This is a genomic window from Actinosynnema sp. NPDC004786 (assembly GCF_053601135.1).
The window spans coordinates 131,373-147,919 of record NZ_JBSGBG010000002.1 but is presented as its reverse complement, the minus strand read 5'-3'; the positions used below and the strand labels follow the sequence as shown (position 1 = coordinate 147,919).

Below are 16,547 nucleotides of genomic sequence, written 5' to 3'. Positions count from 1 at the left end.
CTCACGGCAGTTCGATCGACTGGGAGTGGCGGAACACGTCGCGCGGGTCCCACCTCGCCTTGACCTGTCGCAGCCTGGGGTAGTTCCCCTTGTAGTACAAGGTGGACCACGGCACGCCGGACGTGTTCTGCGCCGGGTCGCGCAGGTCGCCGTCGGGGTAGTTGATGTAGCAGCCGTCCGTGACGGCGTTGGACACCGGCACGCCCCCGGTGTCGGCGTAGACCTCGCGGTAGAGGTCGCGCAACCACCCGATGTGCTGCGCGTCCTCCGCCTGCTCGGTCCAGAACACCTGGTAGAGCAACTTGAACGTGGAGTCGCGCTGGCCGTTCGCGGTCGCGTTCTCGCGCACGCGGTTGATGTTGCCGCCGAACGACAGCATTGTCACCATGGCCATCGGGTTCGCGTAGTCGGCGCGGGTGAGGTGCTTGTGGATCGCGGCGATGTGCGCGGCGGGGAAGTTCCTGCGCATGTACGTGGACTTGTGCGCGCCGCGCAGCGTCGGGTTGGTCAGCACCGGGTTGCCGGTGCCGAGCAGGCGCGTGGCGGCCAACCACGGCAGCCGACGCGGCGCCGACGCGGGGGACGGGACCACCGACGTGCCCGCGGTGATCGCGGCCAGGTAGTCCCGCAGCAGCCCTTCCGCGTTCGGGACCGACGCGTCCTGCACGGTCAACATCACCAGGTTGCCGTTGGAGCGGTGGTACAGGGAGAAGAAGCTGCTCAGACCGATGTTCGGGCCGCCGGGCGCGCCGTTGGCCTCGTGCCACGCGCCGTAGTTGTGCACGAGCCGGGTGAACGCGGTGCGGTCGATCGCGCTCCACGGGAACTGCACGACGCTGACGATCACCTCCGCCGGCGGCTTGACCAGCAGGTCGGACGGGTTGGTCCCGGTGGCGCCCGGCGAGCGGAACCAGTACCGCGTGATGACGCCGAAGTTGCCGCCGCCGCCACCGGTGTTGCCCCACCACAGGTCTTGGTTGGGGTCGTCCGGGTCGCGCGTCGCGATCACCGCCCTGGCCACGCCCGACCGGTCGACCGTGACGACCTCGACGGCGTGCAGGTGGTCCACCGTCAGGCCGTGCACGCGGGAGAGCAGGCCGTACCCGCCGCCGCTGACGTGGCCGCCGATGCCCACCGAGTAGCACATGCCGCCGGGCAGCGTGACGCCCCACTCCTTGAACAGGCGGTCGTACACGTCGAGCAGCAGCGCGCCGCCCTCGACCGCGAACGCGCCCATCGCGGGATCCCAGTACACCCGGTCCATGCGGGACATGTCGATGACCACCTGCACCTCCGGGTGGTACACGAAGTCCTCGAAGCAGTGACCCCCGCCGCGGATGGAGATCCGCTTGCCCGCCCGCACCGCGCCCTGCACCGCGGCCACCACGTCGCGCGTCCCGCCCACCAGGTGGATCGCCTCGGGCCGCGCCGTCCACCGCGTGTTGTTGCCGGTGATCAGCTGCGCGTACCGCGGGTCGTCGGGCGTCACGGTCGGCCTGCCGATGCGGCCCGACGCCTCCTCGGCCGTCGCGACGCCGCCCAGGGCGCCGCCCACCGGGCCGGTCACCGCCCCGACCAGGGCGGCGGTCGCCGAACCCGCCAGCACGCGCCTGCGGGATAACTCACGCCCAGTTTCTTCAGACATGGTCGCTCAGAGCCCTCTCGTCCTGGAAGGCGTCGAGTATCACGGCGGCCGCGGGCCGTCCGGCATCACGTGTTCTCGTGATTCGCGGTGGGCCCGACAAGGGGCACCGTGGGGGTCGTCGGTGACCGCGACCCGAGGGGAGCACGGTGAGTTTCACTCCGGACCAGCTGAAGACCGCGGTGCACGTGCCACCCGGCGCGGGACCGAGCAGGTGGGTGTTCGGCGACCGCTACACGCTCAAGTCGGGCCTGCACAACACCGGCCCGGCCTTCGGGCTGGTGGAGGCCGTCGTGCCCGCGGGCGGTGGGCCGCCCAAGCACGTCCACTACCACGAGGACGAGCTGTTCTACGTGATCGACGGCCGGTTGGAGCTGTTCACCGGCGAGGAGGCGGTGATCGCCGAACCCGGCGCGTTCATCTACGTCCCGCGCGGCGTCACGCACTCGTTCACCAACGCCTTCACCGACGACTGCCGGATGCTGCTGATGTTCCTGCCCGCCGGCAAGGAGCGGTTCTTCCTGGAGATGGGCGTCTCGGCCGACGACGGCGCGCCACCGCCCCCGCCGGAGCAGTACGCGATCGACCGGGAGAACGCGATCCGGCTCGCGCCCAAGTACGGGGAGAGGTACGTCTGATGCTGGTCGACGTGCACCACCACGCCATCCCGCCGGTGTACCGCGACGCGATGCGCGGCATCGACCCGATCCCCGGCGTGGACTACCCCACGTGGGAGCCCGACCGGAGCCTGGAGGTGATGGACCGCAACGGCATCACCGCCGCGCTGCTGTCGATCACCGCGCCCGGCGTCTCCTTCGCCGGACCGGCCGACGCGCCGAAGCTGGCCAGGCGGGTCAACGAGTACTTCGCCGAGCTGGTCGCGGCGCACCCGACGCGGTTCGGCGCGTTCGCCGTGCTGCCCCTGCCGGACGTCGCCGCGGCCCGCGACGAGCTGTCCTACGCGGTGGACCAGCTCGGCCTCGACGGCGTCAACGTGCTCACCAGCTACGGCGGCGAGTACCTGGGCGCGCCGGAGTTCGAGCCGCTGTTCGCCGAGATCGCCGACCGCGGCACCGTGGTCCACGTGCACCCGGCCGCGCCGCCCGCCCGGGACCTGGCCACGTTCGACCTGCCGCCGTCGCTGTACGAGTTCACCTTCGAGACCACCCGCACCGCGGTGAGCCTGCTGTTCGGCGGGGTGCTGGACCGGCTGCCGCACCTGAGGCTGATCCTGTCGCACGCGGGCGGCACGCTGCCGTTCCTGGCCAAGAGGCTCACGTACGGCCCGACCATCGGTTCCTACCTGCGCGGCAAGCCGCCGGTCGACGTGCTGGCGTCGTTGGGCCGGCTGCACTACGACATCGCCATGTCGGCCACCCCGCACGCGCTGCCCGCGCTGACCGGGCTGGCGGGCGCGGACCACGTGCTGTTCGGGAGCGACTACCCGTTCATGCCGGACTGGCACACCGCGGAGAACATCCGCGGTTTCGCCGGTCACCCCGGGTGGACCGACGAGCAGCGGTCGCGGATCGCGAGCGGGAACGCGCTGGAGCTGTTCCCCGCTTTGCGCGCGCGGATTGTGACTTAATCCGCGGGTTGTCATGAACTCCACGACGGGTTCGTTGACCCGCCGACCGCCCCGGCACACAGTGGCAGCAGGCCATCAGTGACCAGGGGGAGTTCGGATGTCGAACACGCGGGGATCGACCAGACCCGACACGACCGGCGGCTGGACGAGCCTGACGCCCGCCGAGGCGCGGGTGGCCGGGCTGGTCGTGCTGGGGTTGACCAACCGCGCGGTGGCCCGCCGGTTGGCCATCTCGCCGCACACGGTCGACACCCACCTGCGCCGCGTGTTCGGCAAGCTGCGCGTGCGCAGCCGCGTGGAGCTGACCAGGGAAGTCCTCTCCCGCGACCACGCCGCGGTGGCCGACGCCCGACCCGGTCGGGTCGTCAGCCCGCCTCGATCGCCTGCACGATGAGTTCGTTGCGGGCGTCCTGGCCCAGCGGCTCGGTGGTGTGCACGCCGTCGCGCAGGTACGCCGTGAGCCGGGTCGGCTTCGCGGCCAGGAACTCCGCCCAGCGGACGATGCGCAGGTTCGGGTGCGCGCGCTGGGCGTCGGCGAGCTGGAGGTTGATCCACGCGCTGTTGCGCTGGTCGGCGAGCTGCACGGCGGCGCTCTGGCCGGTGCGGGCGACCTGGACGTTGACCCAGTACACCGTCCGGCCCGGGCCGACGATGTCCAGCACGCGCTCCACCTGGGCGGCGAACACCGGCGGTGTGAAGATGTCGTTGGACCCGGTGGCCATCAGGACGCGGCCGGGCAGGCCGTAGGTCTGGGCCCACTGCGCCAGCGCGTCGACGGCGGGCGCGGTCGGGCGGCCGGACCAGTTGTGCACGGCGATGACGTCACCGGTGCGGCCGTGCAGCCGCTGCGCCAGCGAGTAGCCGTCCTGCACGGAGATGCTGTCACCGAACATGAACAACCCGTCGGTGTCCAGCACCGGCCTGATCTGGGTGAGCGTCGAGATCGCCCTGGACGAGTTCTCCCACGGGCCCAGCGCGCCGGAGCCGTAGCCGTCGGCGAAGGCCGCCGGCGCGGTCAGCACCGTCGAGCCGACCGCGACCGCGCCCGCGGTGAGCAGCCGGCGGCGAGTGGTCCTGCCCGTGCTCACGACACGACCTCCGGTTCGGTGGAGCGGGTCGCCGACGATCGGTGCATGGTTGTGCCTCCCCGCTCTCTGTCACGCCGTGCCGCACGCTACGCGCCCCGCCACGCCGGGGAGGCGGGAATGAGGAGGATGACCGTCCGACGTGGGCGGGGATCACCGGTGGACGGGCCGGGCGGCCCGTCCACCGGACCCGGCTCACGCCCGCCCGTGCAGTCGCGCCAGCGCCTCCTCGGCGGTCAGGCAGCCGGCGGTCGTCAGCTCCAAATTCGCCAGCGAGGCGGTGTGCGCGGCGTCGTCGGCGGCGGTCACGCAGTCGCGCACGACGTGCACGGTGAAGCCCAGGTCGGTGGCGTGGCGCGCGGTCTGCTCGACGGTCAGGTTCGTGGCCACCCCGGTCAGGAACAGCGTGTCGACGCCCTGGTCGGTCAACCGGGCGGCCAGGTCGCTGCCGGCCAGGCCGGAGAGCTTCTGGTTGTCGACCACGGTCCCCGCCGTGCCGGTCACCTCCGGGATCAACCGCGCGCCCGGCGCGTCCGGCCGGAACCTCTCCTGCACCTCGCCGACCGCGCGCATGAACCCCGTGTTGCGCACGAGCCCGCCTTCGCCTTCGGGGATGGTGAACCGGGTGAAGAACACCGGCACACCTGCCTGCGCGTGGAACCGCGCGGCCCGCTCGACCACGCCGCTGCGGGCGACCGGCTCGGCGAGCATGGGTCCGAAGAACCCCTCGGGCTTGATGACGTTGACCTGCCAGTGCAGCGCCAACACGGCTGCTCGCTGTGCGTCCGGGCTCATGGTCGCCGATTGTGCACCGTGGTCGAGGGGAGTCGTCAGCACGTCCCGCAACCTGTTCGGCGGGAAGCGATGTCGGCCGCGTTGTCGTGCCCGGGGTCGCCCGAGCCGAGGCGTGGCGCCCCCAGGGCGGGCGGTGCCGACCCGATCACCCGTCTACCTTGACCGGTATGACCAGTTCATCACCCGCGTTCCGATCGCTGTTGCGCGCCGTCGGCGGTGAGTGGGAGCCCGTCACGAGCGGGGAGTCCGGAGCCGGCGTCTTCCGCTCGGAGGACGGGTCGCGCTACGCCAAGTGCGTGCTCCCCGGGGAAGTGGCTTCGCTGGAAGCGGAGCGGGATCGCGTCGCCTGGCTCGGCGGGCACGCGATTCCCGGTCCCCGGGTGGTGGACTGGCGCGGCGGCGCCGATGGCGCGGTCCTGGTCACCACCGCTGTCGCAGGCGTGCCCGCGGACAGCGTGCCGGCCCCGACCCTGATGTCGGCGTGGGGGGCGATCGCGGATGCCGTGCGCGGGCTGCACGCACTGCCGGCACGCGACTGCCCGTTCAGCCGCGATCTCACCTCGATGCACGCCAGGGCACGCGACGTCGTCGGCCGCGGCGCGGTGAAGCCGGAGTTCCTGCTCGTGGAGGACCAGCGCACGCCTCCGGAGGAGTTGCTGGCGCGCCTCACCCCGCAGGTCCAACACCGCCTGGCGCAGGAAGCCGACGACACCGTGGTCTGCCACGGCGACCTGTGCCTGCCCAACATCATCCTCGACCCGGACTCGCTCACGGTGGCGGGCTTCGTCGACCTCGGCCGGCTGGGGCGGGCCGACCGCTACGCCGACATCGCCCTCCTGCTCGCCTCCTCCCGGTTGGAGAAGTGGACCGACGACCGGCAGGCGGACTCGGCGGACGAGCTGTTCGCCGCCCGCTACGGCATCGCCCTCGACCGCGACCGGGAGCGCTTCTACCTGCACCTCGATCCCCTCACCTGGGATTGATCCCGCTCGGCTCGTGCGGCAACGTCCGCGTGATGGCCGGCGGACCCGGTGCCCACCGCCGACGGCTTCCCGGCCGGGATCGTGCCGCCGAGCGGTCTGCCGGCCCGCATCGAGTTCTCCGCCGACGGCGTCGCGTGGACGACGCTCGCCACGGCGGGGGCGCGGCAGGTCCGCCGGGGCTACTACCTCTACACGGCGTACGTGGCGCAGCCCGCTCCCGGTTACCGGCGCGGCGTGCACGACGGCCACCCGACGTCGGCCGAGCCGGCCACCAGCCAGGTGGTGCACCTGGTCCAGCCGGTCACCGGGTCGCGCGCGGTCCGTGCCCCGCACTCGCCTTCATGCGGCGCATGGACGCGTGCGACCGGGCCCGGCGACGAGCTTCTTCCGCCGGCATCCGACGGGCCCTGCCCGGAGGCAGGCTCAGAAGGTGAAGCGCGGCGAGGTGGAGGACAGCACGGCGTGCGCGGGGTCGCCCGACCAGGCCCGGGTCACTTCGGCGGCGAGGTCGTCGAGCAGCTTCGGCACGTCGGTGTCGGCGGTGGGGTGCAGGGCCTCGACCACGATCAGTGCCGAGGCGGTGGTGTCGCGCACCGCGGACAGGCCACTCTGCCGGTTGGTCCAGCGGCGTGCGTGCGCCCGGTTCCGCGCATCGACGAAGACGACCTCACGCGGCTCGGGGTGTTCGGTCTCGCCGGAGAACGTCAGGTACGCCTCGTCGCCCGCGGCGTGCCGCACTTCGAGGTGCCCGGCCACGTTGGCCAGGTCGAACACGGCGATCGGGATCGCGTAGGCCAGCGAGACGGCGTTGCACAGGTCGACGAGGGGGTGGATGGCGGGCAGCGACCGCTCCTTGCGGAACCGGCGCAGCAGGGATTCCGACGCGCACCGGTACTGCGTCGGCTTGAGGCCCATCCTGGAGAACGCCCGTCGCCACGCCTGGATCTCGGGCAGGTCGCTCTCGGTGCCGCCGGCCAGCCGCTGCTCGGCGACGGCGCCGTAGTGCTCGACCCGGTCCCGGACCGACCCACCGGGGTCGATGCCCGTGACGTGCAGGACGCCCGCGCGGAGCTCGGGGAACTCGGCCCACATGTCGGGCGAGTGCTGGAAGTGCACGCTGTACCTCGCTGATCGTGAAGGGGCCGGCGCAAAACCGCGGGCGCCCGACGCGTCCGGGGCCCGGCGGCGGACCGAACCCGGTGGACGTGATGGCTGATCCAGGTTTCCACCGTGCACGCCCCCCGCCGAGGAACGCGCCCGCGTGGTGCAGCGCACCCTACCGGTCCCCCGGGGATCACCTGGAAGAGCGACCCCGGTAGGGCGGGCACCAGGGGAGTGCCGCGGTCAGGACAGCAGGGCGCGGGTGGCGGCCTCGACGTCGGGCTGCCGCATCAGGCTCTCGCCGACCAGGTAGGCCGAGACGCCGACCTTGGCCAGCCGGTCGAGGTCCTCCGGCGCGGCGATACCGCTCTCCCCGATCACCGTGCGGTCCGCGGGCACCAGCGGCGCGAGCGATTCGCTGGTGGCGAGGGTGGTCTCGAAGGTGCGGAGGTCGCGGTTGTTGATCCCGACCAGCGGCGAGCGCAGGGCGAGGGCCCGCGCCAGCTCGGCCTCGTCGTGCACTTCCAGCACGACGTCCATCCCCAGGCCCAGCGCGGTGTCCTCCAGGTCGCGGGCGGTGGCGTCGTCCACGGCGGCGAGGATCACCAGCACGCAGTCGGCGCCCCACGCGCGCGACTCCACCACCTGGTACGGGTCGAACAGGAAGTCCTTGCGCAGCACGGGGAGCGGCACCGCCGCGCGGGCGGCGGCCAGGTGTTCGCGCCCGCCCTGGAACGACGGCCCGTCGGTCAGCACCGACAGGCACGCCGCGCCACCGGCCGCGTAGGCGCGGGCGTGCGCGGCGGGGTCGAAGTCCGCGCGGATCAGGCCCTTGGACGGGCTCGCCTTCTTGATCTCCGCGATGAGCGCCGGCTCGCCCCGCGCGGCACGGGCGTCCAGCGCCGCCCGGAACCCGCGTGGCGGCGGGGCCGCCGCCGCGTCACGCTCCAGGGCGGCGAGCGGCCGGTGCCGCTTGGCCGCCGCGACCTCCTCGCGCTTGTACTGCTCGATCCGCTCCAGGACGTGTGCCACGACCCGCTCCTTCAGCCTTCGTTGGACACCGCGACCAGCCGCTCCAGCCGGTCCAGCGCTTGACCGGAGTCGACCGCCTTGGCGGCCAGGTGGACGCCGTCGGCCAGGTCGGCGGCCCGCCCGGCGGCCACCAGCCCGGCCGCCGCGTTGAACACGGCGATGTCCCGGAACGCGCCGGGCTCGCCGCGCAGCACCGCGAGCAGCGCGGCGGCGTTGGTCGCCGCGTCACCGCCGACGAGGTCGCCGGGTGCGCTCCGCGGCAGGCCCACGTCCTCCGGGGCGATCTCGTGGACGCGGACCTCGCCGCCCTCCAGCGAGGCGACCGTCGTCGGACCGGTGGTGGTGATCTCGTCGAGGCCGTCGGAACCGTGCACGACCAGTGCCCGCTCCGACCCCAGGGCGCCCAACACCTCGGCCACCGGCACCACCCACTCCCGGGAGAACACGCCGATCATGTGCCGCCGCACGCCCGCGGGGTTGAGCAGCGGGCCGAGCAGGTTGAACACCGTGCGCGTGCCCAGCTCGACCCGGACGGGGTCGACCCGGCGCAGCACGGGGTGGTGCACCGGGGCGAACATGAAGCCGATGCCGACCTCGGCGACGCACCGCGACACGCCCTCGGCGCCGAGGTCGACCCGCACGCCGAGTTCGGCGAGCACGTCCGCGGCGCCGCAGCGCGACGAGCGGGCCCGGTTGCCGTGCTTGGCCACGGTCACGCCGGCTCCCGCCACGATGAGCGCGGCACAGGTGGAGACGTTGTACGAACCGGAGGAGTCGCCGCCCGTGCCGACGACGTCCACCGTGTCCGGCGGGGCGGTCACCCGGACCATCGTGGTGCGCAGCGCCGCCACCGCGCCGGTGATCTCGTCGACCGTCTCGCCGCGCAGCCTCATGGCCATCAGCACCGCCCCGACCTGCGCGGGGGTGGCGTCGCCCGACGTCATGGCGGTGAACGCGGCCGTGGACTCGGCGACGGTCAGCGTCGCGCCGCCCGCCACCTTCCCGACCAGCTCCTTGAACTCAGCCACGGGTCGCTCCTCCGGTCGGTCCCGTTCCGGGCGTGTCGAGCAGGGGCAGGTGGAGTCCGCCGCTCTCCGGCGGCAGCGGCAGGTCCCAGCCGGGGGCGACGCTCTCGCGCCGGTAGGGCGTCCGGTCGGTGACCGCCGTGTCGAGCGTGCGGGCGAACAGGTGTCCGCTGTGGACGGCGGCGGCCATCAGGGCGGGCGCCAGGCAGTCGCCCAGCCGCACCACCCGGCGCACGCCCGCCTCGCGCAGCGCGTCCGGCCGCGCGGTCAGCTCCCGGTACAGCCCGTCGTTGGGCAGCGACCCGGTCACCAGCACGACCGCGTCCACACCGACCTCGACCTCGACGCCGGTGTAGACCGACGCCAGCCGCGCCGCGCCGGGCCCGAGGCGGGTCAGCGCCGTCGAGGTGTGCACGGCCGCGCACACCTCCATGACGCGGCGCTGCACCTTGCGCTGCTCACCGGTGTACTGGGTGAACGACGACACGAGGCTGTCCGGGGTGGCGAACACGACCTCGCACCCGCGGTCGGCCAACCGCTCGGCCACCACACCGCCCATGTAGTAGTGGTCGTCGTCGAACACGAGCACGCGCCCGGAGGGCAGGCGCCCGTCCATCACGTCGTCGGGCGTGAACACCGGGACGAGGTCCAGGCCGGGGATCGGCAGGTCGTGGTAGCGGCCCGTGCCGTCGCGCCGCCAGGTGGACCCGGTGGCCACGGCGATCAGCGAGCACTCGGCCTCCAGCGCCAGCTCGGCGGTCATCTCGCTGCCGCGCACGACCTCCACGGTCCGCAGGCCGCGCAACTGGCCGACCCGCCAGTCGCTGACCCGTCGCCAGCTCGCCAGGCCCGGCAGCGTGCTCTCCCGGACCGACCTGCCACCCAGCTCGGCGTCCCGCTCCACCAGGAGGACCGGGTAGCCGCGCCGGCCCAGCGCGCGGGCCGCCTCCAGGCCGGCCGGACCGGCGCCGACGACGAGCACCGCGTCGTCGGTGTCGCGGGGCGCGATCCGCTCGGGGTGCCAGCCGCGCCGCCACTCCTCGCCCATGGTCGGGGGTGGTGTTCTCCCCGCCGGCCACGATCGCCATGCGTGGGATCCCGCCCGCCCTGTCCGGCGCGGCGTCGGGCCTGTTCAACATGACGCGGCTGGGCGGGAGCCTGCTCGGTGCGGCGGCGGTCGGCGCGGTGCTGCAGAGTCGGTTGGCGGCGTCGTTCGCCGAAGTGGAAGGGCTTCCCGGTGACGTGGGCACGGCGGTGCGCCGATCCGTCGCGGGCGCCGAGGGCGTGGACCTGGCGGCGGTGCGGGACCTCGGCGGCCCGTCCTGGGACACGGTGTTCCAGCACGCCGTGCTGGATGCCGTGCGGTGGACCTACCTGTTGCCGGTCGCGATAGTGGTGGCCGGGGCGTTGGGGGCGCTGGCGGTGCGGGTGCGCGCACCGGACGCCGTGCGCTGATCGCGTGCCGCTGCCGCGGAGGCGTGATCGTCGAACACGCGGGATCGAGCGGGTGGCGGGCCGAGGCCGGCGTCGCGTCGGACCGCCACCCGGCCCCCGCCCCGACCAGGGCGCCGCCCGCCACCGCCGCGATCGCCTGCGCTCGACGGGCGCCGGTGTCGGCCGACCGGACCCTCGAACGGAACCGGCGGCCCCCCGACGTTCGTGGGGAGCCGCCGGTCGCGTCGGAGCGGTGCTACCGCAGGCCGCGCTCGATCGCCTCGATGATCCGCGGCCGCAGGCCGGACGGCGGGATGATCGCGTCCACCGAGCCCACCTCCACCGCGCGCCGGATGCTGTGCACCCGGTCGAACTCGGCGGCCACCTCGGCCAGCTTCTCGGCCCGCACGGCGGTCCGGGTGCTCGCCAGTTCGGCGGTCAGCGCGGCACGTTCGCCGCCGCTGGACTCGGCCACGGCCGCCTCCAGCTTGCGCACCCGGGGGTCGTTCGCGGTGCGGCCGTCGACGTCACGGGCGAACACGACGGCCGCCGCCGGGGCGCCGCCGATGACCGACGCGAACGAACCCTCGACGGCCAGCACCGTCATGTTCGGGTTCAGCGCCTTGGAGAACACCACGAACGCGCCGCCGTGGTAGCGCGAGATCACGCAGAACACGATGGGGCCGCGGAAGTTCACGATCGCGCGGCCGATCTCGGCGCCGTACTCCAGCTGCAGCTCGCGCATCGACTCCGGCGAGCCGTCGAACCCGGACAGGTTCGCCAGCACCACCAGCGGCCGGTTGCCGCTGGCCGCGTTGATCGCCCGCGCGGCCTTCTTCGACGACTTGGGGAACAGCGTGCCCGCCGTGTAGGAGTCCGGGCCGTCGGTGGGCGGGAACCCGTGCCGCGGCACGGTCCGCGACTCGATGCCCAGCAGGCACACCGGGATGCCGCCGAGGTGGACGTCCTGCACCACGGCCGTGTCCGCGTCCGCCATGCCGCGCCACCGCTCCAGCACCGGGTGGTCCTGGTCGGCCAGCGCCCGCATCACCGTGCGGATGTCGAACGGCTTCTTGCGGTCCGGGTTGGCCTCGACCGAGAAGATCTCGCCCACGGTGGTGAACGGGCTGTCCGCCGAGCTGTGCGGGAACGCGCACACGTCGCGGTCCGCCGGGTCAGAGGTGGACGCCCGGCGCGGCGTGCTCTCGCCCGGCGCGACGAAGCTGTGCTCGTAGTGCGACATCAGCACGTCGCGGGCCGCGCGCAGGTCCGGCGCCCAGTACTGCGCCTGCCCGTTCGGGCCCATCACGCGGTCGTAGCCGCCGATGCCGAAGTTGTCCTCCGCCGACACGCCGCCGGAGAAGTCCAGCGACTGCTTGCCCGTCAGCACCATCGCCGAGTCCGGCGTCATCACCAGGATGCCCTTGGTGTGCATGAGCATCGTGGCCTCGGCGTTCCAGTACGGCTGGGCGCCGACGTTGATGCCCGCCACCACGACGTTGATCTCGCCGCCCGCCTGGGTGAACTCCACGATGCGCTTCAGCGCCGCCGCCACCCAGTCCATGTTCTCCGTGCCGGACGACATCGAGATCCGCGCGCCCGCGGACAACGCGAACCACTCGACCGGCACGCGCATCCGCTGGGCGAGGTCCAGCGCCGCGATGACCCGCGCGCACTCGGGCTCGGACAGCGCGCCCAGCGCCTTGGTCGGGTCGCCCAGCAGCGCCACCCGCGTCATGCCCTCGGGGTGCTTCGCGGTGGGCGTGCTGACCGTGCCGACGACGATCGCCGCCGTGTTGCGCCCGCGCGGCCGGTCCACGGCCACCAGCCCGCCGTCGACCAGGTCGTGCTCGACGAACGACCCGTCGGGGCCGGTGAGCACGTCGATCAGCTCGTACGGGTAGACGGTGCCGCGGCTGCGGGCCCGCAGCACGTTCTGGCGGTAGTCGTCCAGCGGTCGGACCGGGGCGGTCGGCGGCTTCCCGGCCGACACCCGCAGGCCACCGGCCGCGTCGTCGCCGATGCGCACGGCGATGTCGACCAGCGACCCGGTGGCCGCGTCGCGGCGGCGGGCCAGGAACAGCACCTCCTCCAGGTCGAGACCGGTCGTGGTGGGCAGCACGCGCTGCGCCACCGCGTCCAGGTTCTCCACGCCGAGGTCGGTCGGCGGCCACGCGTAGAGCACGATGCGGTTGGTCGCGGGCCGGTGACCGCCACCGTGCCGGCTGCGCGCCCGGCGGATGGCGTCCAGGCAGGCCGCCAGGACGTCCTCCGCGGCGGGCAGCGCCACGATCCGGCCGTCGTCGTCGCGCAACGGCGTCAGGTCGCGCACCTGGGCCAGCGCGACCAGGCGCTCGTCGGACGGGTTCTCCTTGGCCACGCAGCGGTAGAGGTAGACCTCCTCGTCCAGCGACGGCAGGCGGGTCAGGTCGAAGTCGCGCAGCCGGTCGAGCTGCATGCGCTCCGCGATGCGCGGGTGCAGGCCCCGCACCAGGCGTTCCTCCACCACGCCCGCCGGCGACCTGCGGAACGTGAAGTGGTGGTGCATCGCCTCGTCCCGGCGGCCCGCCACGGTGGTCGTGATGCGGTCCAGGCCCGCCGGCAGCGGCTGCGCGGCCAGCAGGTCGCTCAGCTTCGCGGCCATCTGCTCGTGCTCGGCCGGCCCGTCGGTCCACGTCACGTAGACGTCGGCGACCAGCGGCGCGTCACCGGCCACCTCGCCGAGCCCGCGCACCGCGTCGGCCAGCGCGGGGAAGTCCACCGCGGTGCTCACCACGCGGGTGTTCGCCGCCCGGTTCTCGGCCAGCACGAACACGCACCCGGCCGCGTCGGCCGACCGGATGCCGGTGAGCGCGTCGTTGCCGTAGTAGCGGCGGGCCAGCACTTCGAGCAGCGGCACGGGGTCGGCGCCCGGACGGCCGATGCGCTGGCCGAGCAGCCGCACCAGCGGCTCGGGGCTCGCCACCATGGCGGCGATCCGCTCGGCGCGGTCCGGCGCGTCGGGGTGGCGGTCGAGGTGGATCAGGTGCTTGCGCACCTCGGTGTGCACGCGGGCGCGGGAGCGCCGCAGCAGCGGCTGGGCGAACCAGCGGAACACCACGCCGCGCGCGAGGTCCGACACCGCCGGGAACCGGACCTGGGTCGCGGCGACGAGGTGCTCCAGCGCCAGGCCCACGGTGACGCGGTCGGCCTCGGCGGGCGGCCCCTCGGTCAGCCACTGCCTCAGCAACGCGGCGACCACGGCGGAGTCCGACGCGGCGCGCTGCTGGGCGAGGAAGATGCGGAAGACCGCCTCCTCCAGCGCGGGCGTGCGCTCCAGGTCGGTGACGCCGTAGTTGGCCAGGGCCGTCGTCAGCCGCTGCCGGAACGTGTCGGACACGCCGGCCCGGTCCGGTTCGAGGCTGCGCAGGTAGGTGTGGAAGTACTCGCGCGGGCTCAGCACGCGGCTGTCGGGCTGCTCCTCGCCGACGGGCCGGTTGCGGCTCAGCTCGGACAGGTCCGCGAACACCCGCAGCAACCCGGCCTCCGCCGTCAGCGGGCGCTCGGGCAGCCCGGCGCGGGCGGCCAGGTAGTCGGCCTGGAGGCGGTCGGTGCGCGCCGGGTCGGTGTCGAAGCCGAGCAGCAGTTCGCGCAGGTCGCGCAGGTGGCGCTCGACCGCCTGCGCCGGCGGCTCGCCCTCGACCCCGGCCGGCAGGTCCAGCTCGACGGCAGGACCCTGCCCGACCGGCGCGGCGGCCCCCTCGGCGTCACCCACGGGCTCCAGCCGCAGCAGCGGGGCGCCCGCGGGCACCTGGCTGCCCACCGACACCGCCGACTCGCGCAGGCGTGCCCGGAACGGCGCGCGCAGCACCGTCTCCATCTTCATCGCCTCGAGCACGAGGACCGGTGCGCCGGCCTCCACCTCGTCGCCCACCTCCAGCGGCGTGGCCACCACGAGCGCGGGCATGGGGGAGCGCAGCACGCCGCCCTCGTCACGGCTCACCCGGTGGCTCACGCCGTCGACCTCGACGTGGTGCACCGGGCCGTGCACGCCGGTCACGACGCGGAACCGCACGCCGTTGACGGTGAGCTGGCCGGTGTGCGCGTCGAACCGGTGGACCTCGACCTCCGCCTCGCGCACCGGCCCCGACGCGGCCGAGACGCCGACCCGGAAGCGCCGGCCGCCGGTCCGCGCGACGTGCACGCGGTAACCCTGGCCGCGCAGGGTGAACTCCAGCGTGCGGCCGGCTTCGTGGCGGGTGTGCGGGCGGCCTCCGCGCGCGGAGGTGAACAGCTGCTGGCGGGCCAGGCGCTCCTCGTCCTGGTAGACCTCGATCGCGGCGGAGGCCAGGGCGATCGCGGAGTGCCGGTGCACGACCAGGCCGCCCTCGGCGCGGACCCGGTCGATCCAGCCGGTGTCGGCCGTCGCGTCCACGACGGCGGGCTCGTCGAGCAGTTCGAGCACGAAGCTCTTGTTGGTCGCGCCGCCCTCGATGATCACGGTGGTCTCGGCCAGCGCGCGGCGCAGCCGGGCCAGCGCCTCGGAGCGGTCGCGGCCGTGGGCGATGATCTTGGCGATCATCGAGTCGAAGTCCGGCGGGATGCCGTCGCCCTCGCTGACGCCGGTGTCGACCCGGATGCCCGGACCGGAGGGCAGCTCCAGCCTCTCGATGCGGCCGGGGCACGGCGCGAAGTCGCGGTCGGGATCCTCGGCGTTCAGCCGGGCCTCGATGGCGTGACCGGTCTCGACGGGCTTGACGCCCTCCAGCCGCCCGCCCGAGGCCACGTGCAGCTGGGCGCGCACCAGGTCGAACCCGGTGGTGATCTCGGTGATCGGGTGCTCGACCTGCAGGCGGGTGTTGACCTCCAGGAACGCGAACTGCTCCTCGCCCGGGTGGTACAGGAACTCGACGGTGCACGCGCCCCGGTAGCCCACCGCCAGCGCCAGCCGCTCGGCCGACGCCTTCAGGTCGGCGACCTGACCGGGCCGCAGCACCGGCGACGCCGACTCCTCGATGATCTTCTGGTTGCGCCGCTGCACCGAGCAGTCCCGCACGCCCAGCGCCCACGCCGTGCCCTGGCCGTCGGCGATGACCTGCACCTCGACGTGACGGGCGCCGGTGACCAGGCGCTCCAGGAACATCACGCCGCTGCCGAAGGCGCGCTCGGCCTCCTGGCTGGTGCGGTCGAACGCCTCGACCAGCTCCTGCTCGGAGGTGATCATGCGGATGCCCCGGCCGCCGCCACCCGCGGTGGCCTTGAGCATCAGCGGGTAACCGACCTCGCGGGCGGCGCGCAGGGCCGCGTCGAGGTCCTCGACCTCGCCCCGGCTCCACGGCGCGACCGGGACCCCGACCTCCTCGGCGATCAGCTTGGCGCCGATCTTGTCGCCGAGCTTGCGCATGGCCTCCGGGCTCGGTCCGATGAAGGTCACGCCGATGCGCTCGCACAGCTCGGCGAACGCCGGGTCCTCGGCCACGAAGCCCCACCCGACCCAGGCCGCGTCCGCGCCGGACTCCACCAGCGCCTTCTCCAGGACCGCCAGGTCCAGGTACGGCCGGTCGGCCGCCCGGCCGAGGGGTTGCGCCACGTCGGCTTCCCGCACGAAGGTGGCTGTGCTGTCGACGTCGGTGTGCAGGGCCACGGTCTCGATGGGAGACCCGGTCTCGGCGGCGAGGTCGCGAACGGCGTGGATGAGCCGCATGGCGGCTTCGCCCCGGTTGACGATGGCGATTCGGGAGAACAAGAACGAGCTCCTCGTGGGCTTGCGGTCTGGGGTGACCGTCGAGGACTAGCTTTTCTGTGCGGCCCCGCATTGCCAACGGTGGGCGCTAGGCGTGTCGCAGCGCCAGTGTTGTGGGAACCCTACAAAAGCGTGGCATC

The 16,547-nt window shown here is 73.6% G+C and carries 13 protein-coding genes; 5 read left to right on the top strand and 8 right to left on the bottom strand.

The window, feature by feature from the left end; genetic code table 11:
* Position 1 precedes the first annotated feature (1 nt).
* A complete protein-coding gene (locus tag ACWEFJ_RS02880) occupies positions 2 to 1,606 on the bottom strand; it encodes an FAD-binding oxidoreductase (protein WP_449712727.1) in 1,605 nt (534 codons plus the stop codon).
* A 185-nt stretch (positions 1,607 to 1,791) separates the two neighbouring features.
* On the opposite strand from ACWEFJ_RS02880, the gene ACWEFJ_RS02875 reads away from it, so the two are divergent.
* The 3 genes from ACWEFJ_RS02875 (at position 1,792) to ACWEFJ_RS02865 (ending at position 3,624) form a co-directional block, all read left to right on the top strand.
* Positions 1,792 to 2,280: a cupin domain-containing protein gene (locus tag ACWEFJ_RS02875; protein WP_378086681.1), complete on the top strand. Its 489-nt coding sequence runs from the start codon at positions 1,792 to 1,794 to the stop codon at positions 2,278 to 2,280.
* The gene (locus ACWEFJ_RS02870) at positions 2,280 to 3,230 is read left to right on the top strand and encodes an amidohydrolase family protein (protein WP_449712726.1); all 951 of its coding nucleotides are present in this window, start codon (positions 2,280 to 2,282) and stop codon (positions 3,228 to 3,230) included. The genes ACWEFJ_RS02875 and ACWEFJ_RS02870 overlap by 1 nt, the downstream gene beginning before the upstream one ends.
* A 97-nt stretch (positions 3,231 to 3,327) precedes the next feature.
* Positions 3,328 to 3,624 (top strand): response regulator transcription factor, encoded by a 297-nt coding sequence (locus tag ACWEFJ_RS02865; protein WP_378086685.1) that lies wholly within the window; start codon positions 3,328 to 3,330, stop codon positions 3,622 to 3,624.
* Here the strand turns inward: ACWEFJ_RS02865 and ACWEFJ_RS02860 are convergent.
* Positions 3,596 to 4,318 (bottom strand): SGNH/GDSL hydrolase family protein, encoded by a 723-nt coding sequence (locus ACWEFJ_RS02860; protein WP_378086687.1) that lies wholly within the window; start codon positions 4,316 to 4,318, stop codon positions 3,596 to 3,598. The two genes, ACWEFJ_RS02865 and ACWEFJ_RS02860, sit on opposite strands and share 29 nt — an antisense overlap.
* A gap of 192 nt (positions 4,319 to 4,510) precedes the next feature.
* Positions 4,511 to 5,110 carry a cysteine hydrolase gene (locus ACWEFJ_RS02855; protein ID WP_449712725.1) on the bottom strand — a complete coding sequence of 200 codons (600 nt, stop codon included), beginning with the start codon at positions 5,108 to 5,110 and terminating at the stop codon, positions 4,511 to 4,513.
* A gap of 167 nt (positions 5,111 to 5,277) precedes the next feature.
* Between ACWEFJ_RS02855 and ACWEFJ_RS02850 the strand changes: the two genes are divergently transcribed.
* Entirely contained in the window at positions 5,278 to 6,093 is an 816-nt protein-coding gene (locus ACWEFJ_RS02850) for an APH(3'') family aminoglycoside O-phosphotransferase (protein ID WP_449712724.1), read from the top strand.
* A gap of 423 nt (positions 6,094 to 6,516) precedes the next feature.
* On the opposite strand, the gene ACWEFJ_RS02845 is transcribed toward ACWEFJ_RS02850, so the two are convergent.
* From ACWEFJ_RS02845 to ACWEFJ_RS02830, 4 genes are all read right to left on the bottom strand, one after another.
* Positions 6,517 to 7,209 carry a B3/B4 domain-containing protein gene (locus ACWEFJ_RS02845; protein ID WP_449712723.1) on the bottom strand — a complete coding sequence of 231 codons (693 nt, stop codon included), beginning with the start codon at positions 7,207 to 7,209 and terminating at the stop codon, positions 6,517 to 6,519.
* A gap of 228 nt (positions 7,210 to 7,437) precedes the next feature.
* Complete coding sequence (gene trpC, locus ACWEFJ_RS02840; RefSeq protein ID WP_449712722.1) at positions 7,438 to 8,226, bottom strand: indole-3-glycerol phosphate synthase TrpC; 789 nt, start codon at positions 8,224 to 8,226, stop codon at positions 7,438 to 7,440.
* Positions 8,227 to 8,237: 11 nt separating this feature from the next.
* A complete protein-coding gene (trpD, locus tag ACWEFJ_RS02835) occupies positions 8,238 to 9,254 on the bottom strand; it encodes an anthranilate phosphoribosyltransferase (protein WP_449712721.1) in 1,017 nt (338 codons plus the stop codon).
* On the bottom strand, positions 9,247 to 10,299 hold the full coding sequence (locus ACWEFJ_RS02830) for an NAD(P)-binding protein (RefSeq protein WP_449712720.1): 1,053 nt from the start codon (positions 10,297 to 10,299) through the stop codon (positions 9,247 to 9,249). Before ACWEFJ_RS02830 ends, trpD begins: the two co-directional genes overlap by 8 nt.
* An 11-nt stretch (positions 10,300 to 10,310) precedes the next feature.
* Between ACWEFJ_RS02830 and ACWEFJ_RS02825 the strand changes: the two genes are divergently transcribed.
* Positions 10,311 to 10,706 carry a hypothetical protein gene (locus tag ACWEFJ_RS02825; RefSeq protein WP_449712719.1) on the top strand — a complete coding sequence of 132 codons (396 nt, stop codon included), beginning with the start codon at positions 10,311 to 10,313 and terminating at the stop codon, positions 10,704 to 10,706.
* Positions 10,707 to 10,941: 235 nt separating this feature from the next.
* Here ACWEFJ_RS02825 and ACWEFJ_RS02820 read toward each other — a convergent pair whose 3' ends face one another.
* Entirely contained in the window at positions 10,942 to 16,410 is a 5,469-nt protein-coding gene (locus ACWEFJ_RS02820; RefSeq protein WP_449712718.1) for an ATP-binding protein, read from the bottom strand.
* Positions 16,411 to 16,547 lie beyond the last annotated feature (137 nt).